General features: G+C 59.0%; 20 protein-coding genes, 1 tRNA gene and 1 CRISPR repeat array. Of the genes, 10 read left to right on the top strand and 11 right to left on the bottom strand.

All coding sequences use genetic code 11. The annotated features are described in order from the left end of the window. Window positions 1-8: 8 nt before the first annotated feature. The gene (gene ligA / locus L1C91_RS03800; RefSeq protein WP_234858090.1) at window positions 9-2,135 is read right to left on the bottom strand and encodes an NAD-dependent DNA ligase LigA; all 2,127 of its coding nucleotides are present in this window, start codon (window positions 2,133-2,135) and stop codon (window positions 9-11) included. Window positions 2,136-2,190: 55 nt separating this feature from the next. On the opposite strand from ligA, the gene L1C91_RS03795 reads away from it, so the two are divergent. The 5 genes from L1C91_RS03795 to L1C91_RS03775 all read left to right on the top strand — a co-directional run bounded on the left by L1C91_RS03795 (window position 2,191) and on the right by L1C91_RS03775 (window position 4,883). Beyond that, a complete protein-coding gene (locus L1C91_RS03795; RefSeq protein ID WP_234858089.1) occupies window positions 2,191-2,871 on the top strand; it encodes a 3'-5' exonuclease in 681 nt (226 codons plus the stop codon). Between the two features lie 122 nt (window positions 2,872-2,993). Further along, window positions 2,994-3,236 carry a hypothetical protein gene (locus L1C91_RS03790; RefSeq protein ID WP_234858088.1) on the top strand — a complete coding sequence of 81 codons (243 nt, stop codon included), beginning with the start codon at window positions 2,994-2,996 and terminating at the stop codon, window positions 3,234-3,236. Between the two features lie 3 nt (window positions 3,237-3,239). Next, window positions 3,240-3,983, top strand: a complete 744-nt coding sequence (locus tag L1C91_RS03785; RefSeq protein WP_234858087.1) for an esterase/lipase family protein — start codon at window positions 3,240-3,242, stop codon at window positions 3,981-3,983. Window positions 3,984-4,053: 70 nt separating this feature from the next. Further along, window positions 4,054-4,389, top strand: coding sequence for a hypothetical protein (locus L1C91_RS03780; RefSeq protein ID WP_234858086.1), 336 nt, complete (start codon window positions 4,054-4,056; stop codon window positions 4,387-4,389). After that, complete coding sequence (locus tag L1C91_RS03775) at window positions 4,320-4,883, top strand: hypothetical protein (protein ID WP_234858085.1); 564 nt, start codon at window positions 4,320-4,322, stop codon at window positions 4,881-4,883. The genes L1C91_RS03780 and L1C91_RS03775 overlap by 70 nt, the downstream gene beginning before the upstream one ends. A gap of 131 nt (window positions 4,884-5,014) precedes the next feature. Then, window positions 5,015-6,713: a CRISPR direct-repeat array (repeat unit 36 nt; unit sequence GCTGGGGATCAACTCTCAAACCCCCTGGTAGACTTC). A gap of 50 nt (window positions 6,714-6,763) precedes the next feature. Here the strand turns inward: L1C91_RS03775 and cas2 are convergent. From cas2 to argS, 10 genes are all read right to left on the bottom strand, one after another. Continuing rightward, a complete protein-coding gene (gene cas2, locus L1C91_RS03770; protein ID WP_234653185.1) occupies window positions 6,764-7,081 on the bottom strand; it encodes a CRISPR-associated endonuclease Cas2 in 318 nt (105 codons plus the stop codon). Beyond that, window positions 7,074-7,976 (bottom strand): type II CRISPR-associated endonuclease Cas1, encoded by a 903-nt coding sequence (gene cas1 / locus L1C91_RS03765; RefSeq protein WP_234858084.1) that lies wholly within the window; start codon window positions 7,974-7,976, stop codon window positions 7,074-7,076. The genes cas2 and cas1 overlap by 8 nt, the downstream gene beginning before the upstream one ends. A 29-nt stretch (window positions 7,977-8,005) precedes the next feature. After that, entirely contained in the window at window positions 8,006-11,296 is a 3,291-nt protein-coding gene (cas9, locus tag L1C91_RS03760; protein WP_234858083.1) for a type II CRISPR RNA-guided endonuclease Cas9, read from the bottom strand. 269 nt (window positions 11,297-11,565) lie between these two features. Continuing rightward, window positions 11,566-12,474: a methionine synthase gene (locus L1C91_RS03755; RefSeq protein WP_234858082.1), complete on the bottom strand. Its 909-nt coding sequence runs from the start codon at window positions 12,472-12,474 to the stop codon at window positions 11,566-11,568. Between the two features lie 106 nt (window positions 12,475-12,580). Next, window positions 12,581-13,681, bottom strand: a complete 1,101-nt coding sequence (mnmA, locus tag L1C91_RS03750) for a tRNA 2-thiouridine(34) synthase MnmA (protein WP_234858081.1) — start codon at window positions 13,679-13,681, stop codon at window positions 12,581-12,583. 75 nt (window positions 13,682-13,756) lie between these two features. Then, a complete protein-coding gene (locus tag L1C91_RS03745) occupies window positions 13,757-14,959 on the bottom strand; it encodes a cysteine desulfurase family protein (protein WP_234858080.1) in 1,203 nt (400 codons plus the stop codon). Between the two features lie 13 nt (window positions 14,960-14,972). After that, complete coding sequence (locus L1C91_RS03740) at window positions 14,973-15,890, bottom strand: electron transfer flavoprotein subunit alpha/FixB family protein (RefSeq protein WP_234858079.1); 918 nt, start codon at window positions 15,888-15,890, stop codon at window positions 14,973-14,975. A gap of 18 nt (window positions 15,891-15,908) precedes the next feature. After that, entirely contained in the window at window positions 15,909-16,697 is a 789-nt protein-coding gene (locus L1C91_RS03735) for an electron transfer flavoprotein subunit beta/FixA family protein (protein ID WP_234858078.1), read from the bottom strand. A gap of 57 nt (window positions 16,698-16,754) precedes the next feature. Then, window positions 16,755-18,173 (bottom strand): diaminopimelate decarboxylase, encoded by a 1,419-nt coding sequence (lysA, locus tag L1C91_RS03730; protein ID WP_234858077.1) that lies wholly within the window; start codon window positions 18,171-18,173, stop codon window positions 16,755-16,757. Continuing rightward, window positions 18,174-19,847 carry an arginine--tRNA ligase gene (argS, locus tag L1C91_RS03725; RefSeq protein ID WP_234858076.1) on the bottom strand — a complete coding sequence of 558 codons (1,674 nt, stop codon included), beginning with the start codon at window positions 19,845-19,847 and terminating at the stop codon, window positions 18,174-18,176. It abuts the gene before it with no gap. A gap of 299 nt (window positions 19,848-20,146) precedes the next feature. On the opposite strand from argS, the gene L1C91_RS03720 reads away from it, so the two are divergent. The 5 genes from L1C91_RS03720 to L1C91_RS03700 all read left to right on the top strand — a co-directional run bounded on the left by L1C91_RS03720 (window position 20,147) and on the right by L1C91_RS03700 (window position 25,378). Further along, window positions 20,147-21,826 carry an L-lactate permease gene (locus L1C91_RS03720; protein ID WP_234858075.1) on the top strand — a complete coding sequence of 560 codons (1,680 nt, stop codon included), beginning with the start codon at window positions 20,147-20,149 and terminating at the stop codon, window positions 21,824-21,826. Window positions 21,827-22,199: 373 nt separating this feature from the next. Then, a complete protein-coding gene (locus tag L1C91_RS03715) occupies window positions 22,200-22,985 on the top strand; it encodes a (Fe-S)-binding protein (protein WP_234858074.1) in 786 nt (261 codons plus the stop codon). Continuing rightward, window positions 22,982-24,535, top strand: coding sequence for a lactate utilization protein B (locus L1C91_RS03710; RefSeq protein ID WP_234858073.1), 1,554 nt, complete (start codon window positions 22,982-22,984; stop codon window positions 24,533-24,535). Before L1C91_RS03715 ends, L1C91_RS03710 begins: the two co-directional genes overlap by 4 nt. Continuing rightward, complete coding sequence (locus tag L1C91_RS03705) at window positions 24,532-25,191, top strand: LutC/YkgG family protein (protein WP_234858072.1); 660 nt, start codon at window positions 24,532-24,534, stop codon at window positions 25,189-25,191. The genes L1C91_RS03710 and L1C91_RS03705 overlap by 4 nt, the downstream gene beginning before the upstream one ends. Window positions 25,192-25,305: 114 nt before the next feature. Next, window positions 25,306-25,378: transfer RNA gene (locus L1C91_RS03700), tRNA-Arg, on the top strand. Window positions 25,379-25,437: the final 59 nt, after the last annotated feature.

The raw sequence follows: 25,437 nt of genomic DNA, 5'->3' as shown, positions 1-25,437 counted from the left end.
GAGCTGAATTAGTTGTCCACACCGTTGTCAAGCAGGCGCACAAACCCGGCCTCGTCCAGAATCGGCAGGCCCAGGTCGCGAGCTTTAGCCTCCTTCGAACCCGCATTTTCACCCACCACCACGAAGTCCGTCTTCTTCGACACCGACCCGGCAGCTTTACCACCGCGCTCGACAATCGCCTGCTTGGCGCCGTCGCGAGTAAAGCCCTCGAGGGACCCCGTCACCACAACAGTCAGCCCCTCCAGTGTCTGGGGCAGCTGCTCGCCGACTTCTTCCTCCATGGTCACACCACTGGCAGCCCAACGGTCGACGATCGCACGATGCCAATCGACTTCAAACCATTGCTTGAATGACGCCGCGATGATCTCCCCCACCCCATCAATCTGCGCGAGATCATCCACCGGGGCGTCAATAAGCGCGGGGAGGCTGTGGTACTTGTCCGCCAAAGCACGAGCAGCCGTGGGACCGACGTGCCTGATCGACAAGCTGACGAGCACCCGCCAGAGGTCTGTATTTTTGGCATCTTCAAGGTTTTTGAGCAGTTTACGGCCGTTAGCGTTGATCTCGCCTTCGTACACAAATGTGGGGTCTTCGGCCCGGCGCGCCCGAACCTTGTCCTTTTCGCGCGCACTGCCTTTTGTATAGGCCAGGGTGCGCTGCAAGGCTTGCTCATCAAGATCGAACAGCCCCGCTTCATCCGAGAGGACTCCGGACTCAATCAGGTCGCGCGCGCCCTTCTCCCCTAGAGCTTCGATGTCGAATCCGCTGCGGCTCGCCAGGTAGGTCAGTCGCGCCGACAATTGTGCGGGGCAGGAACGACTATTGGGGCAGCGCCAGTCTTTGTCATCTTCTTTCTGGGGCGCCAAGGTAGTGCCGCAAGAAGGACAGGTGGTGGGAAACACGAAGGGGGTTTCGCTACCGTCGCGCAGCTCCACCACGGGGCCTAGTACTTCGGGAATTACCTCGCCCGCTTTGCGCAGAACCACCGTGTCGCCGATGAGTATGCCTTTGCGCTGAACCTCATACTGGTTGTGCAAAGTGGCCATCTCTACGGTGGAGCCGGCGACATACACCGGTTCCATGATGGCAAAGGGCGTGATGCGGCCGGTTCTGCCCACACCGCACTGGATATCAACGAGCTTGGTGGTTACTTCCTCCGGTGGATATTTGTAAGCGATGGCCCAACGCGGTGCGCGGGAGGTTGCCCCTAGGTCCCGCTGCTCGGCAATATTATCGACCTTGATAACCAGGCCATCCATTTCGTGCAAGGCATCATGGCGATGTTCGGCCCAGTACTTCACGCGGCCCGGCACGTCCGCGGCGTCAACAAGTTCGGTGTAGGGGCTGACGGGCAGTCCCCATGCTTCGAGCGCCCGGTAGGCCTCATGCTGCGAGGTGGGGGTGAAGCCCTCGCAGTGGCCAAGCCCGTGGCAGATCATTCGCAGTTTGCGTCGCCGGACTTGCTCGACGTCTTTTTGCCGCAAGCTTCCGGCTGCTGCGTTGCGCGGGTTTGCAAAGGGGCGGCCCTGTGGGTTTTTCTCGGTGGCCGTTTCTTCGATACGCGCTGCATTCACGTCGGCAAAATCAGCCACGCTGATAAAGACCTCACCGCGCACCTCAAGGACCTCCGGAATGGGGAAGTCCTCGGAGTCGTGCAACTCGTGCGGCAGGTCAGTGATGGTTTTCGCGTTGACCGTGACATCTTCACCCACGCGTCCATCACCCCGAGTGGCTGCGCGTTCAAGCACACCATTGCGGTAGATGACGTCGAGGGAGAGCCCATCGATTTTCAGCTCGCACAGGTACTTGTCCGCGGGTGTACGGGCAAGCCACTCCCCCAGTTCGGCCTCGTCAAACACATTGTCAAGGCTGAGCATCCGCTCGAGGTGCTCAACGTTGTCAAAGGTGGATTGCTCCGGTACAGGTGCACCGACCTGCTTGGTAGGGCTGTCGGGAACAGCAAGCTCGGGGTGGTCACGCTCGAGCTGCTCCAGTTCGCGGAACAATGCGTCGAAATCAGCGTCGGGGATTGATGGTTCACCGTTGTAGTACTGTTCGCGGTGGTAGCGGACTTTTTCCGCAAGTTCGTCCCATTGTCGGCGGAGCTGACTGTCGTTGTGGGGGGCCTGGCTCATAGCGCCCCAGTCTACTTGGCACCCCCATAAGTTATGGCGCTGGCATACTGTAACCATGCCTCTCGCCGCTACGTTTGATCCTGCTTCGATGCTGTCCTTTGACCTGGAGACAACCTCGCCGAATCCTGCGACCGCGCGGATCGTGACGTCAGCAATGATCACCATTGCGGGCAAAGACGTAGACAAGGTCGAGTTACTGGCGGATCCGGGCGTGGACATTCCGGAGGAAGCCACCAAGGTGCACGGGATCACCACCGAGTATGCGCGTGAGAACGGCCAGCCGCACGAGGATGTCTTGGCATCGACCATCCAGGCTATACGCGAGGGTTGGGACAAGGGCCATACCTTGATCGTTTTTAATGCGGCGTTTGATTTGAGTGTATTACGGCAGCTCAGCGGCGATTTCACAGTCGACGGCCCCGTGTTCGACCCCTATGTTGTGGACAAGGCTTTTGACCCTTACCGCAAAGGCAAGCGCACGTTGGGCGCGATGTGCGAGCACCATGCTGTGCCACTGGATAACGCGCACGAGGCGACTGCTGATGCCTTGGCTGCGGCCCGCATTGCTTGGAAGTTGGCGAAGAAGCACCCGGAGCTCACCACTATGGGAGTGGATGAGTTGATGGAAAAGCAGGCCGTGTGGTTTTACAAGCAGCAGGCCGGTTTGAAGAAGTACTTTGAGGGCCAGGGGCGGGACGTGTCGGATTTCAATATGTCGTGGCCGATGCGCGGCTAGCGGAGGGAAAACACATATGGGTAATGACGTCGCGGGGCTTGCTGCTACTTTGGAACTTCCGCTTGCTGGCCGGGATGCCTACGCCCAGCGTTTTCCGGTTTGCTGCCTGGTAGGTTGGGCACATGGGAAGCGTTGGAATTGTTGAACTGTTGATCATCGTTGCGCCTTGGATAGTGCCGACGCTGCTGGTCATCGGCGTTATTGTTCTGATCGGCCGCCGTGGAAGCAACAAACCGCAGCAGATGATGCAACAGCAGCCCATCCAGCAACCTATTCAGCAGCCGTACCCAGCCCAACCCCGCCAGCAATATCCTGCTGCACCGCAGAATCGTTTCGCACCCCAGGGCAATCAAGAACGGAAGTAACCCGTGCCAGTTTCTACTTATTTACCAACGCGTGGCTGGTTTGAAGACGACTGGCGCGCACGCCCCACACCGCAGCGCCCGTGGCCGGTTGTCCTGCTGCATGGCACGAGCGTGTCCAACGGGGACTGGCTGGAGCTAAGTACCCAACTGCGCAAGCTTGGGTGGGTAGTGTTTGCGCCGGCTTACGGGCAGCGCGCGACGTCCAGTGTGCCGGATTCTGCAGAGCAAGTAGCTGCCTATATTCGCCAGGTGCTGGATGCGACCGGTGCGGAAAAGGTGATTATGGTTGGACATTCGCAGGGTGGGTTGATTGCCCGCTGGTGCGCTAGATTTTTTGGCATTCCCACTCGCCACATCATTTGTTTGTCGACGCCCAATCACGGCACCTCGCTGGGTGGGATGCTGTCCTCGCGGGTGACCAATGATCGCCGCGCGGAACTGATGAAGTCGATGATCGACAACTACTTTGGCCCCGCTGGGATGCAACAAATCGCTGGTTCCGAAGTTTTGGAGCAGTTGAACGCCGACGGTGACCTGTTGCCCGGGGTGATGTACACCTGTCTGGCCACGAAGACGGATACAACGGTGGTGCCTTCTTCGTCGTGTTTCCTTGAGGGTGCGGAGAACTCCTATGTGCAGGATTTCTTCCCGCATGTTGTGGTGTTGCATGAAAATATGCCGCATGATCGTCGGGTGCGTTCGTTGGTGGTCGGCGAGATTGAGCAGCACGCCCGCTTGAGCGCATAGGCTGCCACTGTTCATCGACTAGTCGTTGTGGGGAGTCTTCGGGGAATCTTTTTATCACTTCTGCTACCCCATGGAACCGATTCAAGTATTTTTTACGTCTAAGTACATTGACGGCGCTCAGACACGCATCTCCACCACACCAGGCGACACGCACGCCGGTGCCACTGTCGCAGACAGCACACACCACTTCACCGCTGCAGGCGAGCAAATCAACGCCATCATCACCTCTGGTCAACACTTCATCGACACCGCCCACACCATGGCCACCAACGTCTCCCTGATGAACGCCATCCACGCCGAAGCAACCACCACCATCGCCCAAGCACAAGCCATGGGATGCACCCATCACAAGTGTTTGCCACCAACCCATCCGCAGGCAGCCACGGCGCGTTTACTCCAGCACTAGAGCAACTCAAAGCAACCGCCGCACAACACACAACAACTGGCGCTACACCCACCACCGGGAGTGGGGCTAGGCCGTTGATCAGTGGCCTAGCCGGAGAAAAACTCAGCCAACAACTATCAGACAAACTCGCCCAGCGCGGCACTGGTGGGATCGGCGGCCGTGGTGGCGGTGGGATCGGTGGCCGTAGCATCACAGGCCCCGGCACACCCGGTGGTGGTGCAGGTCGCAGCCGGCGGCAAGGAAGTGTCGCCGACTTTGAGCGCGAACACAACCTACGCGCACTCCTGGGCCCGCAACGAGGGTTGCCGTCGCACTCCTTCGGCGCATGGTCACTACTGCCAGAGCATGTGCAAAAGCAATTCCCGCAGGCGCAGTTTAATAAAGCGATGAGCCACGCCCGGCGCGAACTACGTGCCGGTACGTTTGTGGCCGATAGCCCGGTCAAGCACGCCATCGCGGAGTACTTCTTCAGAAAAGAAGGATGGGACGTATAAAACTACCCGCTACCTGCCATCTGCTCACCTCTTAGGCTTGTGGAGGCTAGTGCGCGCAGTGACTAATAGCGGTGAACAGTACTCAAAACCCCTGGTAGACTTCCCGGGGCGCGGTGTTCGCAAAAGCCTCGGCTGGGGATCAACTCTCAAACCCCCTGGTAGACTTCGGTTCCACCAACTACCGCGACTGGCCGAGCTGGGGATCAACTCTCAAACCCCCTGGTAGACTTCAGTTGAGCCCATTGTTCCACGTCGCATCGCTGGGGATCAACTCTCAAACCCCCTGGTAGACTTCATAATCCGCAGCTGCCGCAGCCGCCTGTGCTGGGGATCAACTCTCAAACCCCCTGGTAGACTTCGTAAACATGGTGTCGTTGCTGTACCTGGCTGGGGATCAACTCTCAAACCCCCTGGTAGACTTCTTGACCGCCTGGCAACCATGGGGAAACGGCTGGGGATCAACTCTCAAACCCCCTGGTAGACTTCAGACGCGCGGGTATCAACCACAATCGGAGCTGGGGATCAACTCTCAAACCCCCTGGTAGACTTCCATCAACAAATGATCCGTCACAGAAAACGCTGGGGATCAACTCTCAAACCCCCTGGTAGACTTCACAGGCGAAAATGACGGCCACGCAATAGGCTGGGGATCAACTCTCAAACCCCCTGGTAGACTTCTATATCAACATCCCCCGCATTCGTCACAGCTGGGGATCAACTCTCAAACCCCCTGGTAGACTTCACAGGCGAAAATGACGGCCACGCAATAGGCTGGGGATCAACTCTCAAACCCCCTGGTAGACTTCGCGACATCTTCAAATGATGCGAGCATCAGCTGGGGATCAACTCTCAAACCCCCTGGTAGACTTCGCGACATCTTCAAATGATGCGAGCATCAGCTGGGGATCAACTCTCAAACCCCCTGGTAGACTTCCATGCGGTCAATGAACTCATACAGCTTGGCTGGGAATCAACTCTCAAACCCCCTGGTAGACTTCTCTGGGTCTGCCGTGAGGCGTCCGATGAGCTGGGGATCAACTCTCAAACCCCCTGGTAGACTTCAACCTGCGACCGAATGCGCCCGTCACCGGCTGGGGATCAACTCTCAAACCCCCTGGTAGACTTCCATCAATAAACGTCACCCGGTCACCGATGCTGGGGATCAACTCTCAAACCCCCTGGTAGACTTCCTGCCAGAACTGGAAGCTGTCATGGACAGCTGGGGATCAACTCTCAAACCCCCTGGTAGACTTCTAACCATGCCCACCCCCATCCCACATACGCTGGGGATCAACTCTCAAACCCCCTGGTAGACTTCTTCACCCATCGCAACCGCCACCCCGTCAGCTGGGGATCAACTCTCAAACCCCCTGGTAGACTTCTTCACCCATCGCAACCGCCACCCCGTCAGCTGGGGATCAACTCTCAAACCCCCTGGTAGACTTCTGAAGCGGCCTTGTTCATCGACTGCGTAGCTGGGGATCAACTCTCAAACCCCCTGGTAGACTTCTTCAACGAAAACACCACCCCATCGGCTAGCTGGGGATCAACTCTCAAACCCCCTGGTAGACTTCCCAATAGGGCACATACGAGTAGACACCTGCTGGGGATCAACTCTCAAACCCCCTGGTAGACTTCTGCGTGTTCTACCCCGAAGCCACCGCAGGCTGGGGATCAACTCTCAAACCCCCTGGTAGACTTCGTCTTCGAGTCGTCGATGTCCAACACTGGCTGGGGATCAACTCTCAAACCCCCTGGTAGACTTCCAAGCCGTCGAGGCCCGCGCATGCCGCAGCTGGGGATCAACTCTCAAACCCCCTGGTAGACTTCCGATAGGAAGAAAATCCTATCTCTACCAGGGGGTTTCCTCAATCTTGGTATCAGAAAATCTGGAGCTGAGAGGGCTTATCTTCGACCTCAGACTCTGCTGCAGCGATAAATCTGAATGCTGTCGACCACTGTTTATCTGTTATCGCAAAAATTCGAACCTCACCTTCCGGAGGAATAGCTCGCTTAATTGCTTTTACTAGGCCAACCGCCCGTGCACCTGAAGGCAGGTACTGCACGTACACCGACAGCTGCAATCTCTGATAACCGAGGTCAAGTAACTCGTTTCTGAAGCGATTTGCTTCGCTCATTTGCCGCTTTGTTTTTACCGGGAGATCGAACAGCACCATGCTCCACATTGGCTCACTCACCAGCGACCTCATCTAATAGCACTTCCACAGGACTCCAGCTATCGACCAGGAGGCGGTCGATTTCCTTCTCTGCGTACCTCCCAAATTGCTGGGCTAACTCAACCAAAGCTGCAGGCGCTGCTGGGTTGTCTTGGTTAAACGAACCACTAGCGGCATCGACCAGAACAGGTTTCATCGCATCGAAATCGAGCGTCCCGTCCTTGGCTGACTTAAGCACCACAAAATCAATGCACGGCCGAAAAGGCTCCATCAAATCATCCGCGAGGCACCATGGGTTGCCACGGCTTCGGTGAAACACGCCGAGGGGACCGCACAAGCCTGCGCTAGCGACCGCTCGAATCGCGTGAGAACGGAGCACTGTATAACCGTAATCCAAGCAGGCGTTGATCGGGTCCGTCTGAGCCCCAGGTTGCCTGGACGAATCCCTCGGCATGAGGGCTCCCCAGTACATCCTTGCTGCCAGGGCCTCGCAGTTGTCGCTATCTCCACTACGTACTTTCTTGGCTAATTCCCGGAGGGGCTTAGAGGAGGTCCCCAACGCAGACAGTACGTTGGCTTGACCGAGGATTTTTGCACGAACCAGTGCCGACCATGCCGCTTTCTTCCTTGGCAGCGACATGGCAGCTTGAGCACGGTGGCGGGCTGCGACACGCGTGTGCGAGGACATTGGGTATAGTCCGGCAGCAACGATCCCCTTCCAATCGCACACCTGTAGGCACACATCATATTCACGGAGCTTCATCAGCACCGCACCAGAAATAGATACTTTGGAGCCAACGAGCACGACGGCGATCCTAGAAAGCGGCACCTCGGAAACGCATTCTTCGCCCTCGTGGATCACCAGTTGTCCGCGCCGGTAGTGGATGCTGCCTTCCAGGCCTGTGCAGTCGAGCATCTGCCACCCAGGGTTTAACCGCGGGGGCATCAGAAGCTCTTCGTTACGGGAAGGTTTGCCACACTTTCCAGCCTGGGACGCCCCAACGCGTCCCTCCGCACAACAGTCACTCGTCCAACTGAAAGCAACTTGTTAACGGCAGGGCGCCATCCTGGCCTGTCTAAGGTCTTTTTTAGATAGTCTTCACTGTCTGAAGCCAGACCTTCCGCAGCAAGTTGCAACGGGCGCAGTCGAAGCTTCGAAGGGTCGAAAAGACCATCGAGCCTCCATCGTTTGATCGGACCCAAAGCTGCCTGCGTATCAGCAACTTGGCCAGTGAAGGAACTAGCGTCCAAGAGCAACTCATCATCAGAGACCAACCAGCCAAGGTATTCCGCATTGCCTTCCGCAATCGCTTTTCGCACCTTCGGATCCGCATATCGCATCGAGACGGTTTGAGGCTTGAGCTCTACGCTGAAGAGGTCCTGTTGCCGGAACTTCTGTAAATCAACGGAATATACACGAACCATCCCATAAGAAGGCTTTTTACCATTGATTCGATAAATCCTAGCGTGGTGGAATGATGCACCAAGCTCGGCGTAACCTCCTCGAACTGCGATTGCTGCTGCGCCCACTGGGAAGATGTGCACTTGGTCATCTGCAGACAGGTGGGTGCCATGCACGCGAAGGGTGCGCTCGGGGTTTTCCGGCAATCCTTCCTTGGGGTCATAATCGGGATCACGAGTGAGCGCACACCATAGGGCTTCGCTGGATGCACGATCGATCTCGACCACAGAAAACGCATCCCCGACCTTCTTAGGTGCCAACTTGCCGATCTGTGCTTCGTGGACCTGGCTATTGCCCAGACGAAGCCTCAGGTTAGACATCACCACAATACGGTCTTCATGGAGAGCCTGGTTCAGAATGCGTAACAGAGAGTGCATACGGCGCTTCCACTGCCGGAACTGGAATCGCGTCCCTTCATCAGCACCCTCGTACTCTTTCCACTGAGGCGCCTGCCGACGCAGAGCCTGCTCATGCTTCAGGTCGTTGCGCTCGACCAACACCTGGGCAACAGTGGCCTGCATAAGTGCAATCACGCTGGCATCAACAGCATGGTGCCGGCGATCGAGGCGTTGTTTTCCTTTGCCGCCAATCATGCTGAGGTCTCGTTGGATTCCCGACGCCGCGCGCGCCCGCGCAGTAATCTCCCCACGGAACACTCGGACCTTTGTATCCGCCTGGTCGTCTCCGCTCGAAAAATGTTGTGCGATGCGTGCACGCAATTCATTAGCCATCCAGCTGACTGACTCCGCAGACCTGTTGTCGATCGGCTCATCTAGGGTGGTCCTGCGGAAGCGATCCTGCACTTGTTTCACAAAACTGCGGAAATCAGCCGCACGCATGCCTGAATCTGGTAGCCACATCTTGGTACGATCAATAGCCTCTTTAACGCTTACTCCTGGGATAGTGGACCGCTCAGCCCATACCGCAAAAGGAATATTCAGCTTTGAACGGTTACACCGAGCACAGGTCGCCACCAGGTTTTCACGCTTATTGGTAGACCCCTGACCCGCGCGAGGAACGATATGGTCCATCTCGCAGTTCGAGTAAGTAATGGGGCTACCGCAGTACGCGCACTGTCCGTTCTGACGTTGTACTGACTGGTAACGCCAGAGGTCTGCCCGGCTGGGCTTGGAATCAATGCCAAGCTCCTCTTGCATCGTCTTTAACAGGTCATAGTTGCGTCGTGTGCGCCTTTGAATATCCCGATCTATCTCTCGACTCTTCAGCTCACTGACAAACGCATCTCGTCCGTGCTCGATGTTGACGCTCAGCGGTGCTCCCCACTCCGCTTCAGCTGCAGACAACCATCGGTTGACTATCTTCAAAACCCTATCGACAGCGGGGTTTCCAGTGGGCTCTGCGATATCGGGGGCCGGAGGCGCCCAGTCTTCGCTCACGCCGAATACCGCGCGACGTGCTTCATATAGGTCAGAACCGTGCGCGAGAATATGCTCGGTTAACTTACGCAAAGTGTCTTCAGAATAAGCCGCGCGACCTGCAGGCAAGTGAAGTCCATCGAGCTTCTCGTGTTCCTCGTCCGTCAGTGAACTGAACAGCGCTTGGACCTGAGCGCCCTCCTGTGAGTCAAAATCGTCAGCTTCAGCAAGCGACAAGGCTTTAATCATCGCATCACGCGCGGGCTGATCGGCCTCCAGCCACCAATTCTTCAGCGGCGCAATCCGCACACTGGCCATCATGAGATTGGTGGCATGCACCGGAGGCGTTGCACCCGCACGCTCGCCGTCATCCAACATCGTGGCGGTACCCAGTAGCTGGCCGCGGTCGATGCCCAGAACCTCGGCAACGTCGACCCACGTGGGCTGCTTTGCCCCCTTGGCATTGACCAGTAGGTCATTGACGAGGGCCATCTCAACCTGAGTAAGCCTACGTTTCTCTGCACCTTGACGAATACGCAGGTTCGCAGTCAGTGCCGCGATACGGTATCGCTGGAATGCATCGCTAGCTTTTCCAGCCCTGCACCGCCCGGAGAGCGGGTCCTTCCCCACCCTGCCGCTGGCAGCACCCTTTGGACTCTCAGCTGCGAAAACCATGGCCATCAGCTGCTTGCGTAGATCATCTGGAATGCGCTGTTTGGCGCAAATTGTGTTGATCTCCAGCGCGTGGTCTACTTGCTGGAGGCGGGCCGAAATCACTCCGCCTTCGCCGCGCAAACGTCGACCAGCGACCATTAGCTGACCGATCACCTGAGCCACTGTTGCGTTCTCCGGAAGTGGCCTTCCGAGCTCTTTCTCTACGTCTTCCCGAATCGCTTTAAAAGCGTCACTGTGTTCTTGTAGGCTATGGAGGCTCTGTACCTTGGTGTACGGGTTACGCCAGCCACGATGCCGCGCGATATGCCGCATGGCAATCGACAGGTAAAGTGCCCGCTGCTTGTCATCCTCGATAAAGCCCTCGGCAAGCGCCATGCGTGCGCGCCACGGCAGCAGTGGATCGTCGAAAGCCTCGTTATCAACCACAGGCCAGCCGCACTTCTCGATGAAACGATCAAGACTCACCAAGCGCTTGCGCTTACGGCGATACAACCGACGAGTCCTGCGCGCTACCCCGGATACAGCACGGCGAGTTGCAGCTTCTTTGCGGGCGGTAGGGTCAACTCCAGCGTCATGAATATAGGAAACCGCGCTGAGCAAACCTACAGGGTTACGATCTTCGTCGACTTCCACGGCAGATAAGCCGACGGAATAACTACCAACATCGATACCGACCAAATAACGCTTGTTATCAGCGGAAACGGGTACGTCTGCAGTTGTCATTGCTACACCTTTGAGATAGTAAAAGGCCGGGACCTGCGTTAACAGGCCCCGGCGGAGCATTCGCCACCGGAAACTAGCCGGCGCTTACTGAGGATCAACTCGGCGTTGAGTTTATCAACAACAGATAGGCAACCGCAAGGATACTTAAAGTGATTTGCGCCACTATATTCCGGCGGTATCGAACCTCTCAAGTTGGCATGCGGAACGCTTCCCACACACAATCCCCTCCCTCACCTTCCCAGCACGCGCAATCCTCCCGGCCCGTAAACCTAAAGATCCCCCGCATCCCGATGCAGCATGTCGGTCGCCTCCCTCGCCACCGCAATCGCCCCGGCCAAACCCAACACATCCCCACCATCCTTGGCACACACCGCAATCCGCTGCAGCACCTCCCTCCCCACCCCCAACATGTCCACAAACCTGGCGACCCGCACCGCCACCCCACGCGCCGCATCATCTCCCGCCCCCATCAACTCATCCACCGACAAGGTCAGCCGCACCCCCTTGTCCACCGACAGCAACTCCGCCGCTGCATCAAACCCCGCCGTATCCTTCAACCCCAGTGGATCGAACGCCACGGGACCCTCCCACTGCAACAACGTCGCCAACGAAGCACAATCCAACCAGGCTGGCCCCACCGTCAGTGCATCCAACGCCTTACTGATCTCATACTGAGGCACGGCTGCAAGCTCGTCGAAATCACTCGTGCCAGGCACCGACCCCTGAAGCAACGCCGGCACCCAGGGCTCCTCCAGCACGACCTGCACGGCGCCACCGAAACGCGCCGACAGCCCAGCGATGGCCTCCGCCACCCCCGCTTCGAGCGCCTGGTTAAGATCACGCCGAGCACCGGGATCCGTCACCGCCCTGTGCCCATTGGGCAGTTCGAGGGCCGTCGCCAAGGACCACGGGCCCATCACAGAAACAATGACGTCGCGTTGGCCCCACTGTTGTTCGCAAGCGTCAAGGTCCCACCGCCAGGTGTCTACGGCCCGGCGCGTGGTCAACTGGGGTCGATCCGTGAGGACCCAGCTGCGGGCGCCAACCTCGCAGTAGACTTCGGGCAGTAGGACTGCTGTGCGCGCTACAAGCTCGGCGTGCGCCCCTCGTTCTGGCAGCAAGGGGATCGTGCAGGCTGCCGCTGACTCACTGCCCACGATGTCACATGCAACGGACATATCCGTTCCAGGGAAGTGGGAGGGCGCCGCACTCGTGACGCGCTCTACGTGATCTACGCATTCTCCGCCAGGTACGCCACCTCCATGCTCTCCGCGATCCAGACCGTCAGTCACGCGACGTCCCGCAGATGGTTCCGGAGCCCAGCACGATATCGCCGCCGTCGTCGGGAAGGTAGAGGACTGCTGCCTGCCCCCTGGCGACGCCGGACAGTGGTTCGGCGAGGTCGATTCGGATGCGGTCACCATCAACCTGGGCGGTGCAGGCAACGATCCCGCCGTGCGCACGCACCTGGACTTCGCAGTCGAAAGGCTCCGGCTGCTCCATCATCGGGTGCAGCACCTTGACTCGGTCGGCCTCGATGTGAGTGACCGACAGGTCGGCGCGTGAGCCAACCGTGACTGTTCCCGTGGCCGCGTCGATGTCGGTGACGTATCGGGGCTTGCCATCGGCGGCTGGCTGCTTGATATCCAGGCCTTTGCGCTGTCCGATCGTGAATTCGTGTACGCCCGAGTGCTCCCTCAGCGGGGCGCCTTGTTGGTCCACAATCATGCCTGGCCGCAGACCAATGTGTTTGCCCAAGAAGGCCTGGGTGTTGCCGTCGGGGATGAAGCAGATGTCGTAGGAATCCGGTTTGGATGCTACCGAGAAACCATGGGCGGCGGCCTCCGCGCGGATTTGTGGCTTTTCGGTATCACCTACGGGGAACATGCAGCGACTGAGCTCTTCTTTGGTCAGCACGCCCAGGACGTAGGACTGGTCCTTGTTCGGGTCGTCTCCGCGGCGCAAGTAGCCGTCGCCACCATCCTCCGGCTGCACGAGCCGCGCGTAGTGACCGGTCGCGACGGCATCAAAGCCTAGGGCAACGCAGCGTTCCAGCAGTGCGCGAAACTTGATTTTTTCGTTGCACCGCAGGCAGGGGTTGGGGGTTTCCCCGACCGCATAGGATTCGACAAAATCGTCAATCACGTCTGCTTTGAAACGGTCCGAGAAATCCCACACATAGAACGGGATGCCCAATTTGTCGCAGACGCGTCGGGCATCGGCACTGTCTTCTAGCGAGCAGCATCCGCGAGAGGATTCGCGCACCGATTGTGGGTCCTTCGACAGGGCTAGGTGGACGCCGACAACTTCGTGCCCGGCCTCGACTGCTCGTGCCGCAGCCACCGCCGAGTCAACACCGCCGCTCATCGCAGCTACAACTCGCATGGTCTCCTCATTGGGGTGGTGGGTGATTGGATGGTGGGTAAATTCGGGAAAATACTAGCAGTACCCTACTACCTGCTAGGCCATGCCTGCCAGGCGGGCGCGGGACACCACGTCCGGAAGCACTGCCAGTAGCTTGTCCACATCGTCTTGCGTGCTTGTTCGTCCGAGGGTGATGCGGAGGGCTCCGCGCGCGGTGGGTTCGTCCACCCCCATGGCCAGCAGCACTTCGCTGGCCCGGTTGACTCCGCTTGCGCACGCTGACCCTGTGGACGCCGCAATGCCCGCGACGTCAAGAAGCATCAACAAACTGTCGCCTTCTGCCCCGGGGAAGGACATGTGTAGGTGCCCGGGCAGAACGTCGTCTTCGGGGGTGTGGATGATGACGTCGTCTATGGTTGCGGTGATGCGTTCACGCATCTGGTCGCGCAGGCCAGCTAGGCGTTGGTGTTCTGCGTCGATCTCGGAACAGGCCTCTTTTAAGGCGGCGGCTGTGGCGACGGCGCCAGCAACGTCGTGGGTGCCGGGTCGGATGCCGCGCTCCTGTCCCCCACCTGTCAGCAGCGGGTGCAGAGTTGGGGAACGTTTGGCCAACAGCAGCCCCACGCCCCTCGGTCCACCAAACTTGTGGGCGCTCGCGGCAAGCGTTGTCGCACCGAGTGCATGAAAATCAACAGGTATGTGCCCGACGGCCTGCACCGCGTCAACATGCAGTGGGAAAGGTGTTAACTGTGGCCCTGCACCGGGTACCGCCGGGGGCTGCGCGCACAGCCGGGCAATGTCGGCGATAGGTTGGATGGCACCGGTCTCATTATTAGCCATCATGCAGGTGGCAAACCGAATATCAGCTGTGTCCCCTGCAGAGTGCGCCACGGCGAATTCCACCAGTTGTCGACTAAAAAGTTCGCTGTCAACCCGTGCAGTGTTCTTTCGTTCTACCGGCATGTCGACCACACGCGCGCCGGCCAGGTGCTTGATGGGTTCCCGAACGCCAGGGTGCTCCAGTGGGCTGGTGAACACCACGCCGTGTGTCGCATTCCCCCACAGTCCGTGGATTGCGAGGTTGTCTGCCTCTGTGCCGCTCGCGCAGAAGATGACCTCAATGGGTTCTGCTCCCAGCAGCTCCGCGATGTCTTCGCGGGCTTGCTCGAGGGCTGCCTTCGCCTGCCGGCCTAGGGCGTATTGACCGCCTGGGTTAAGAAGATGCGCGTGCTTAAGGTAGGCCTCGATCGCGACCTCGCGGGTGGGCGACGTCGCGGCGTGATCGAGAAACACCTGCATAACTGCCGTGGGGCTACTTCAAACGTTCGATCAGTACGGGCACGACGTCTTCAACGTTGGCCACCAGACCAAGGTCGGCGATCTCGAAGATGTGCGCGTCCTCATCGTTGTTGATCGCGACGATGGTCTTGGAGGTTTGCATGCCGGACTTGTGCTGGATCGCGCCGGAAATACCCAGCGCAATGTACAAATCGGGGGACACGGTAACACCCGTTTGCCCCACCTGCATGCTGCCATCAGCCCAGCCTTGATCGACGACGTCGCGGGTCGCACCGATCGCGGCACCGAACACGTCTGCAAGGGGTTCCACGAGCGTGGCGAAACCATCCTCACCGACCCCACGGCCACCGGCGACAACAACCTTGGCCTCGGTGAGCTCGGGCCGGTCTCCGTGCACTGCCGGGGTGAAGGACTCGACGGTGGCATCCAGTGCACCCGGGCCGGCAAGTTCCAGGGTTTCGATTGTGGCGTCGGCAGCAGGCACAGGCTCAGCGGGGACAGCACCCGGGCGCAGCGTGTACACCGGGCATTCGCCACCGACAGCCGCGCTCACAGAAACGGTGTCACCAAAAATGGACTGCTGCGCCGTGCGGTCGGGATTGATCCCAACAACATCACACAGAACGCCGCTTGCCAGGCGCGCCGCCAAGCGACCGGCGATCTCGTTGCCGGTGGCGTGGCCGGGCACGATGACGGGACCGGGTTGGGCGGCCGCCAGGGTCTGCAGGGCATCGACTGCCGGCAGCAGGACCCTGCCCTGGGAGTTGACGTGCACCACGCGCTGGGCGCCCAGCTGCGTGATCTCTTCGGCGAGCTCCGGGGCGTCAACAAGCACGGCGGTGACGTCACCGAGATTGCGCGCTACAGTGATCATCTCCGCAGTAATGGCGGAATGAGCGGCAGATTCTGCAAGTACGTAAACGTTAGTCATTGTCATTGTCCCTTCGCGCTAGATGCGATCCTTGAGGAAGGCGACAAGCTCTTCCACGCCTTGCTCACCACGTACGATCCGTCCGCCACTGCGTTCGGGGCGGTTCGCCGCTGCAGTCACCACGGTTGCGGCATTCGCCAAACCAACCTGTGTGGCCTCAGCTGCAGTATCTGCCAGGCTCAGGCGCACGATCTCCGCCTTCTTCGCCGCCATGATGCCCTTGAAGTTGGGGAAACGCGGCTTGTCGTTTTTCTCCGTCACGGAAATAACCAGCGGCATCGGGGCGCTGAGCTGATAGGTACCTGAATGGTCTTCGCGAACAGCTTTTATGACGCCGCCGTCAACACTGATCTCACGCACGTTGGTTAGCGCAGGCACCTGGCGGTATTCCGAGAGCACACCCGGCACAACCCCCATCGAACCATCCGAGGATGCATTGCCCGCAATGATCACATCGGGCGCGCCAAACGTCTGGGCGGCGGCATCAATTGCACAGTTCAAAGCCCACACCGTACCCAAGGCATCCGAACCAGCAAGCGCAGGGTCGCTGAGCAGGACAGCATGGTCCGCCCCCATAGCCAGTGCCTTGCGCAACGCTTCCTCGGCAGAAGGCGCACCCATGGACAAAGCCACAACGGTGGATTCCCCCAAGGACTCCTTCAAACGGAGCGCTTGCTCCACTGCGTACTCGTTAATTTCGTCGATGACTTCGTCTACACCTTCGCGGTGGAGAGTGAAATCGGGGTTCAGCGTCTTAGTGGACCACGTGTCAGGCACGTGCTTGACCAGAACAAAAATGGTGGACATTCCTAGGGGACTGCCTTTCGATGCTGATGGGGGTTAGGGCTGCTTGAAAGTCTAGCCTTAGTTTTTTGTTTGCGTCGGTGGGGTGTAGCCAGGCTCCATGGCCAGCACGTCGTCAATGCTTTCGCGCCGCACCATTAAAGTGCTCTGTCCAGCGCGAACACTGACCACTGCAGGCCGAAGCATGTAGTTATAGCGGCTTGTCATCGCATAGCAGTAGGCGCCAGTAGCAGCGAAGGCCAGCAGGTCACCCGTCGCGATATCATCCGGGAGCAACGCGTCGCGCAGCAAAATGTCACCGGATTCGCAATGGCTACCCACGATGCGGCTCGCGGTAGGGGAACCGTCACAGAAGCGATTGACTGCGCGCACATCGTACGCGGCGTCATACAGTGAAGGTCGAATGTTATCGCTCATTCCACCATCGACAGCGATGTATCGGCGAGTGGCGTTGTCATCAACGTGAACATCCTTGATCACACCCGTGTCGTAGACGGTGACCGTCGAAGGGCCGGCAATAGCGCGACCCGGCTCCACCATGATCCTCGGGGCCTCAATCCCCCGCGCCGCCGCATATGCGTCAATGCGGGCCAACAAATCCGCGGCAATCGCCTCGACATCCAAGGGCTGCTCATCAGCGGTGTAAGCAATACCGTAGCCGCCACCAAGATCGAGGATCTCCAACTCGGCGCCCTCCTTGGCCAGCTGACTCCACAAACCCAACACGCGCTCGGCTGCGAGACTGAAGCCCTCCGCGTCGAACACCTGGGAGCCCACATGGCAGTGCAAACCAACCAGCGACAAATTCTCGGCACGCATAGCGGCCTGCGCCGCCCGATACGCCGAGCCAGCGGCCAAAGAGAAACCAAACTTCTGATCCTCATGGCTGGTGGCGATGAACTCGTGAGTGTGCGCCTCCACGCCGGGCTTCACGCGGACCATGACTTCCTGGACACGACCGGCCTCGGCAGCGACAGCGTTCAACGTATCCAACTCCCCAGGTGCATCAAGCACCACGTGGCCAACGCCGGCGTCCACACACAACTTCAAAAAGCTTGTGGACTTGTTATTTCCGTGGGCGGTGACCCTTTCTGCCGGGAATCCTGCAGCTAAAGCAATCCGCAGTTCCCCTTCGGAGGCGACATCCAGGCACAGGCCTTCTTCATCAACCCACCGGGCAATCGTGGTTGTCAGGAACGCTTTGGACGCATAATGCACGTGCTCGCCACCGCCAAAAGCCTGGGCCATATCGCGGCAGCGTGAACGGAAATCGTCCTCATCGACAACGAACACAGGGGTGCCGTATTCTTCCGCGATCTCAGGAAGCGGCACACCAGCAATGGTGACCACTCCGTCTTCCTGACGCTGGGCGTTCCTTGGCCACACCTGGCCTGGAAGGTCATTGAAGTCGGGGACTTCTGCCCGATCCACCCTCGGGATGGTCGGCTGCGGGGTCGAGGGTTTGGGTTGGTCGAGCATCTACATCCTCTCCGGGGCGCTAACACCCAACAGTCCCAGAGCGTTGGACAACACCTGGCGGCTGGCCTGCGCAAGCGCCAAGCGGGCACGGAAAACGCCCTGGACGTCCTGATCCGCCTTCGGCAGGATCTGGCAGGCATCGTAGAAGCGGTGGAAGGTGCCGGCCAGCTCCTCGGCGTAGCGAGCAACGCGGTGGGGTTCACGCAGTTCAGCGGCTGTTTTAACCACTGCGGGGAATTCGCCCAAGGTGCGGATCAAGTCGCCCTCGCGCTCGTGGGTGAGCAAAGACAGGTCGACGGCGGACAGCCCCGCGGCGTCATGGGGAACCTCAATGCCGATCTCGGAGGCTTTGCGCATAATCGAGCACAAGCGGGCGTGGCCGTACTGGACGTAGAACACCGGGTTGTCGCTGGATTGGGACGCCCACAAACCAAGGTCGATGTCCAGAGAAGAATCCACGGAAGAACGGATCAGGGCATAGCGGGCTGCATCGACGCCAATTGCCTCCACCAAATCCTCGAGGGTGATCACAGTGCCGGCGCGCTTGGACATCTTCTTTGCTTCGCCGTTTTCCAGCAGGTTAACCATCTGACCGATCATGACTTCGACCTGGTTGGGGTCGTAACCCAGTGCTGCGGCTGCTGCTTTCAGGCGGGCGATGTAGCCGTGGTGGTCGGCACCCAGCATGTAGATGCACAGGTTGTGGCCGCGTTCGATTTTGTCGACCACGTAGGCAATGTCGCCGGCGATGTACGCGGCGTTGCCATCAGACTTAATGACGACGCGATCCTTGTCGTCTCCAAATTCCGTGGAGCGTAGCCACCACGCACCGTCGGCTTCGTAGAGGTTGCCGTTGTCTTTAAGCATCGCGATCGCACGGTCAACGGCGCCGGATTCGAAGAGGGAATTTTCGTGGAAGAAGACGTCAAAGTCTGTTCCGAATTCGTGCAGTGACTCCTTGATCTGCGCGAACATCATGTCGACGCCGCGGGCCCGGAAAGCTTCCGCTTTTTGTTCTTCAGGGAGGTTAAGCACGCTAGGCTCGGCCGCAACGACAGCCTTCGCGATGTCCTGAATGTAGGCCCCGCCGTACCCGTCTTCAGGGGTTGGTCGTCCTTCGGCTGCGGCGATGAGGGAGCGCACGAAGCGGTCGATCTGGGTGCCGTGATCATTGAAGTAGTACTCACGCGTGACGCGCGCGCCGTTGGCTGCCAACACACGGCCGAGAGCGTCACCTACCGCCGCCCAACGAGTGCCGCCGAGGTGAATGGGGCCGGTGGGATTGGCGGACACGAATTCCAGGTTGATGGCGGCGCCGCTCAAGCTGTCGTTGTGGCCGAAGGACTGGCCTGCATTGATGATGGTGGCGACGATTTGTCCTTGGGCTGCTGCAGCCAGGCGGATGTTGAGGAAGCCGGGGCCCGCGACGTCAGCGCTGGCAATCGCGTCCTGTGCGCTCAGTGCGTCGGCCAGTCCTTGGGCGATCTCGCGCGGGTTTTTACCGACCTTCTTTGCTACCTGTAATGCCACGTTGGTTGCGTAGTCGCCGTGCTCGGGGTTGCGGGGGCGCTCGACGGTTACTTCTTGGGGCAATACGGAGGTGTCGAGCTGCTGCTCAGTGAAGTAGTCCACTGCGACAGCCCGGATCAGCTGTGAAAGGTCTGCGGGAGTCATAACCTGCAAGCCTATCGAAGCTGGTTTGTCGCACACAATATTGCCCCTCGTTGGGGTTTGGAAGGCAGCGGGGGAGCCGGCGGGAGGTGACAAAGCTCACCGCCTTACGCATTTTTGCAGGTTGGAAAGTCGATTGTTGAACAATAGCTTTTATAGGAGGGGTAAAACATAGCGATAGGAAGAGTGATAGCAGTAACATCCCTTGGGTATTGTGATTGCGAGAATCTTAACTGTGTTCAGAAAAGTGCCCTAACGCACACAAACTTTATTTGCACACCTACTTCTAACAAGGAGCACCGATGGAGAGCTTTGTTGCTGACACCAGTGCCGTAGCAGGAAGCCTCGGCCTATCCGCAGCCGTAGCGACCATTCCACTACTCACATTCTTTGTGATGCTCATAGGCGTCAAGGCACGCGCCCATACATCCGCACTCGTCGCCCTCGCGGCGTCAATTCTTGTGGCCATCGTTGGCTTCAAGATGCCCTGGCTTCTCGCCGTCTCTTCTGCCGGACGCGGCGGCCTCTTCGGCCTTCTTCCCATCGTCTGGGTCATCGTCATGGCGATCTGGTTCTACGAAGTCACCGTCATCTCCGGCCGCTTCGAAGACCTCCGCCGCACCTTCGACCGCCTGGGCAATGGCGACATCCGCATCCAGGCCATCCTCATCGCCTTTTGCTTCGGTGGCCTACTGGAGGCACTCGCAGGTTTCGGCGCCCCCGTCGCCATCACCGCCACGATGATCCTCGCGCTCGGCATCAAGCCCCTGCGCGCCGCCACCGTGGTGCTGCTGGCCAACACCGCACCCGTCGCTTTCGGCGCCGTCGCCATCCCGATCACCACTGCCGGTGCAGTCGCCGGACGTAGCGCCGAAGAAACCAACCACATCGCAGCGATCGTCGGCCACCAAGCGCCGGTTCTCGCATTCTTCGTGCCGCTGATCCTGCTGCTCATCCTCGACGGTGTCCGCGGCGTCAAGGACGCATGGGTACCCGCCGTCGTAATCGGCTTCGCTTTCGGTATCGCCCAGTGGGCCACCTCTAACTTCTTCGCGTACCAGCTCACAGACATCGTCGCCTGCATCTTCTCCCTCGGCGTCGCCGTCGGATTCCTGCGGTTCTGGAAGCCTCGCGGCGTCGAAGAAATGCGTGCGCGCATGGGAGTCGGCCCCGCAGCAATCCACGATGAGCTACCCGGCGTCCGCGTGTGGATGGCACTGCTCCCCTACCTTGTTGTCACCCTGATTTTCGGTGTGTGCAACCTCGACAAATTTGGTTCGCTCACCAACCCCTTCCCGAAATGGCTGAAAGAGACCTTCATGATCTCCTTCGATTGGCCGGTCCTTAAGGACCACCTGCTGACCGCCTCCGGTGAGCCTGTGAAGTCGGCATACTCGCTTGCTTACATCAACAACCCCGGCACCCTGCTGCTCATTTCGGGCCTGATCGTCGGTGTGATCTACGCGGTGTTCAATGAGGGGGGCCGCTACAAGACCGACCTCGGTCGGGTTTTCGCCGAAATCGGCCACTGCATGTTCCGCATGCGCCACGCAGCCCTGACGATTGCCGCTGTGCTGGCTCTGGCTTATGTGATGAATTACTCCGGTCAAACTGTCTCCATCGGCGAATATGTCGCATCCCTTGGTGCGGTCTACGCCTTCCTCGCCCCGACTCTGGGCTGGGTCGGTACCGCAGTGACCGGCTCTGATACCTCCGCCAACGCCCTGTTCGGCAAGATGCAAGTAACCGCAGCCGAGCACGCGGGTCTGAACCCGGACCTCATGCTTGCAGCCAACACCACCGGTGGTGTGGTCGGCAAGATGGTTTCCCCGCAGTCCCTGGCTATTGCCGCAACTGCAGTAAACCTGGAGGGCGAAGAGTCCTCCATCTTCAAGTCCGTGGTCGGCTGGTCGCTGGGCATGCTCTTCGTAGTGTGCTTGTTGGTCTACCTCCAGACCAACGTTCTGAGCTTCCTCGTGTAGCCAGGGCATCAGCGACTGTGGGGCGTCTTTCGGCGCCCCACAGTTATTTTCGCAACGTTCCCATTGCAATTTTCATAGCAAACATTCTGCAAAATACCAGCAAATTCACCGCAGCAATCACAGAAAGTCTAAAAGTTTAATTCTGCCTAAGCTGCATTAAGTCACCCTGCAGGAATTACGCATTAATTCCTTGTGAGTTAAACCTTGGTTTCGCACATCAGCCCATGTGCGACGCCAGGATTATTGCCGGTCATCTATAAAATCGATGCCGATTTATTTGCTAGGATTGACGCATACGTTTGTGGTTTTTAAACAGCTCTAAACGCATTTAAAAGAAAACAACTCACCCGCTTGAAAAGAAAAGGAGCAGCCCATGCGCGTCGCTCTCTTCTCGACTTGCATTGGCGATGCGATGTTCCCGGACGTCGTCAAGGCCACTGCAGTCATCCTCTCCCGACTCGGCCACGAAGTCGTCTTCCCGGAGCAACAGTCCTGCTGCGGCCAGATGCACGTCAACACCGGGTACCAGCGCGAGGCTATCCCCCAAATCAAGAACTATGTCGACGCTTTTTCGGATCCGTCGATTGATTGCATCGTTGCTCCGTCGGGTTCCTGCGCCGGTGCTGTTCGCGAGCAACACGAACATGTCGCTTCCCGCTACGGCAACGCTGCACTAGTCGACGGTGCTCGTGCCACTGCGAAAAAGACCTACGATTTGTCCGAGTTTCTTATTGACGTCGCGGGCACTGATCAGCTTGGCGCGTTCTTTCCCCACCGCGTCACCTACCACTCCACTTGCCACTCCCTGCGTTTCCTCAAGGTTGGGGACCGCCCTTTGCGATTGCTGCGCAACGTAGAGGGTATTGACTTGGTGGAGCTTCCCCACGCCGACGAATGCTGCGGTTTCGGCGGCACCTTCTCTGTGAAGAATGCTGAAGTGTCCGCATCGATGGTGAGTGACAAGTGCCGGAACATCAAGAGCACCGAGGCAGAATACGTCACTGCAGGCGACGCTTCCTGCTTGATGAATATCGGCGGCGCTTTGTCCCGCCAGCACGCTGGTGTTCGTGCCGTGCATATGGCTGAAATTCTGGCGTCCACCAAAGACCACCCCTGGACGCCTTCGTCCGCAATCTACACCAAGGAGGCAATGCTGTGAGCGTCTTCCTAGGCAAGCCGACCATGCCGCCCCGCGCACCTGAGGGTGTTGGTCACCTGCGCGGCACCGAAACCTTCCCCAAGGCTGCACACCACGAGTTGTACAACGCCACCCAGCGTCGCAACCTCCACAAGGCAACCCACACCATTCGCGACAAGCGTGCTGCCGTCATCGCTGAGATTGATGACTGGCAGGCACTACGCGAGGCCGGTTCGCACATTAAGCGCGACGTGATGGCCCGCATGCCTGAGCTGTTGGAGCAGTTCGAAGCTGCCGTCACCGCGCGTGGAGGCCACGTCCACTGGGCGCGCGACGCCAAGGAAGCCGGCGAGATTGTCACCGCATTGGTGCAGGAGACCGGTGAGAAGAAGGTCGTCAAAATCAAGTCCATGGCCACCATGGAAATCGGCCTTAACGACCAGCTGCGCGAAGCCGGTATCGAAGCCCGCGAAACCGACTTGGCTGAGCTCATCGTCCAGCTGGGCAAAGACACCCCCTCGCACATCCTGGTTCCGGCTATCCACCGCAACCGGGCAGAGATCCGCGACATCTTCATCAAAGAGATGCCCAACACTGACGAAACACTGTCTTCGGATCCTGCAGAGCTGGCTGAAGCATCGCGCACTTTCCTGCGCGAGCAGTTCATGGACGCCAAGGTGGCTATCTCCGGCGCGAATTTTGGTATCGCAGAGACAGGCACCGTCACCATCGTGGAATCCGAAGGTAATGGCCGCATGTGTCTTACTCTCCCGGAGACACTGATTTCTGTGATGGGCATCGAGAAGCTGCTACCGACTTTCCAGGACTACGAGGTTTTCCTTCAACTTCTGCCGCGTTCTTCCACGGGCGAGCGTATGAACCCCTACACCTCTATGTGGTCGGGTGTGACCGAAGGCGACGGCCCACAGAACTTCCACATTGTTTTGGTTGACAATGGCCGTACCGCAGCACTGGCTGACGAAATCGGCCGCGAGGCTCTCAAGTGCATCCGTTGCTCCGCGTGCCTGAACGTCTGCCCTGTGTACGAACGCGCTGGCGGTCACGCCTACGGTTCCACCTACCCGGGCCCGATCGGCGCGATCCTGACGCCGCAGCTCACCGGCATGGATTCCTCGCACGACCCCAACGCTTCCCTGCCCTACGCATCCACCCTGTGTGGTGCCTGCTTCGAGGCCTGCCCGGTCAAGATCGATATCCCCAGTGCACTACTGGAACTGCGTCACAAGAAGATCGAAAATCACAAGCCCAAGGTAGAGGGCGTCATCATGGGCGGCATGGGACTTGTCTTCGGAAACCAAAAGCTGTGGAATCTGTCCACCCACATGGTTTCTCTCGGCCGTATTTTGGGTGGTTTCAACGGAAAAATCACCCACCTTCCGAGTTTCTTGGCCGGATGGACTGACGTTCGCGACACCGCGGTTCCGCCGAAGAAGTCCTTCCGCCAGTGGTTCGACAGTGAGGAAGCACAACAGCTGCTTGCCTCAGCGCGCGCCGAAGGCATTCCCGCCCAGCCGCCCGCACACCCCGCTAGCCCCGAGGAGACAAAGTGAGTGTCATCAACTCCGCTCGAAATCAAGCGGCGAAGAAGGAAATCCTGAGCAGGATCGCTAACGCACACAAGCTTGCTAACACCGCCCCGGGTCCGGTAGAGGTTCCCCGCGAATACAACCGCGAGTACCACTACAGCCCGGAGGAGCTCCGTGAGATCCTCATCGATCGTCTGATCGACTACAAGGCTGAGGTCACGGAGACCACTGAGGCAGAGCTGTCCGCCACTATCGGTGACATCCTCAACTCTCGCGGTGCATCCACCGTCCGCTACGCAGAGGGTCTCGATCCTGCCCTGTTTGAGAAGTTCAGCGGCGAGGCAACCCCTGATGATCGTTCCACCGATCCGCGTCTGCTCAATGAGGTTGACGCCGTGGTGACCGACAGTCACGTCACCTGCGCCCAGACCGGCACGATTTCTTTGGAATCCAACCCGGTGTGTGGGCGTCGTGCTCTGACCCTGGTCCCGGACTGCCATGTGTGCATCGTCCGCGAGGACACCATCACCTACGGCATCCCCGAGACGGTCGCCCGCCTGTCCCGCACCGCGCCGGTGACGTGGATTTCCGGTCCTTCCGCGACGTCAGACATTGAGCTCAATCGTGTCGAGGGCGTGCACGGTCCGCGTACGTTGATCGTGGTTATCGTCAAGAAGTAATACCAGTTCAGGTCGCTTCTTTCTGCCCCGTTACATCCGTGTGGCGGGGCTTTTTCACGCCGTGTCTGGCTGGGTGGTAACATGGCTGAGGTTGCAAGCGCTTGTTTTGCACATGCCTCCGTAGCTCAGGGGATAGAGCACTGGTTTCCGGTACCAGCGGTCGGACGTTCGAATCGTCTCGGGGGCACATCTAGCCCGTCTGTTGCACACAGGCGGGCTTTGTTTTTGCCGGCTGGGGCGGCGGAC

Origin of the sequence: Corynebacterium argentoratense (genome assembly GCF_021491455.1) — a bacterium.
Taxonomy (GTDB): Bacteria; Actinomycetota; Actinomycetes; order Mycobacteriales; family Mycobacteriaceae; genus Corynebacterium; species Corynebacterium argentoratense_A.
The sequence above is the reverse complement of the archived record's forward strand: the minus strand, read 5'-3'. Positions and strand labels throughout refer to the sequence as shown.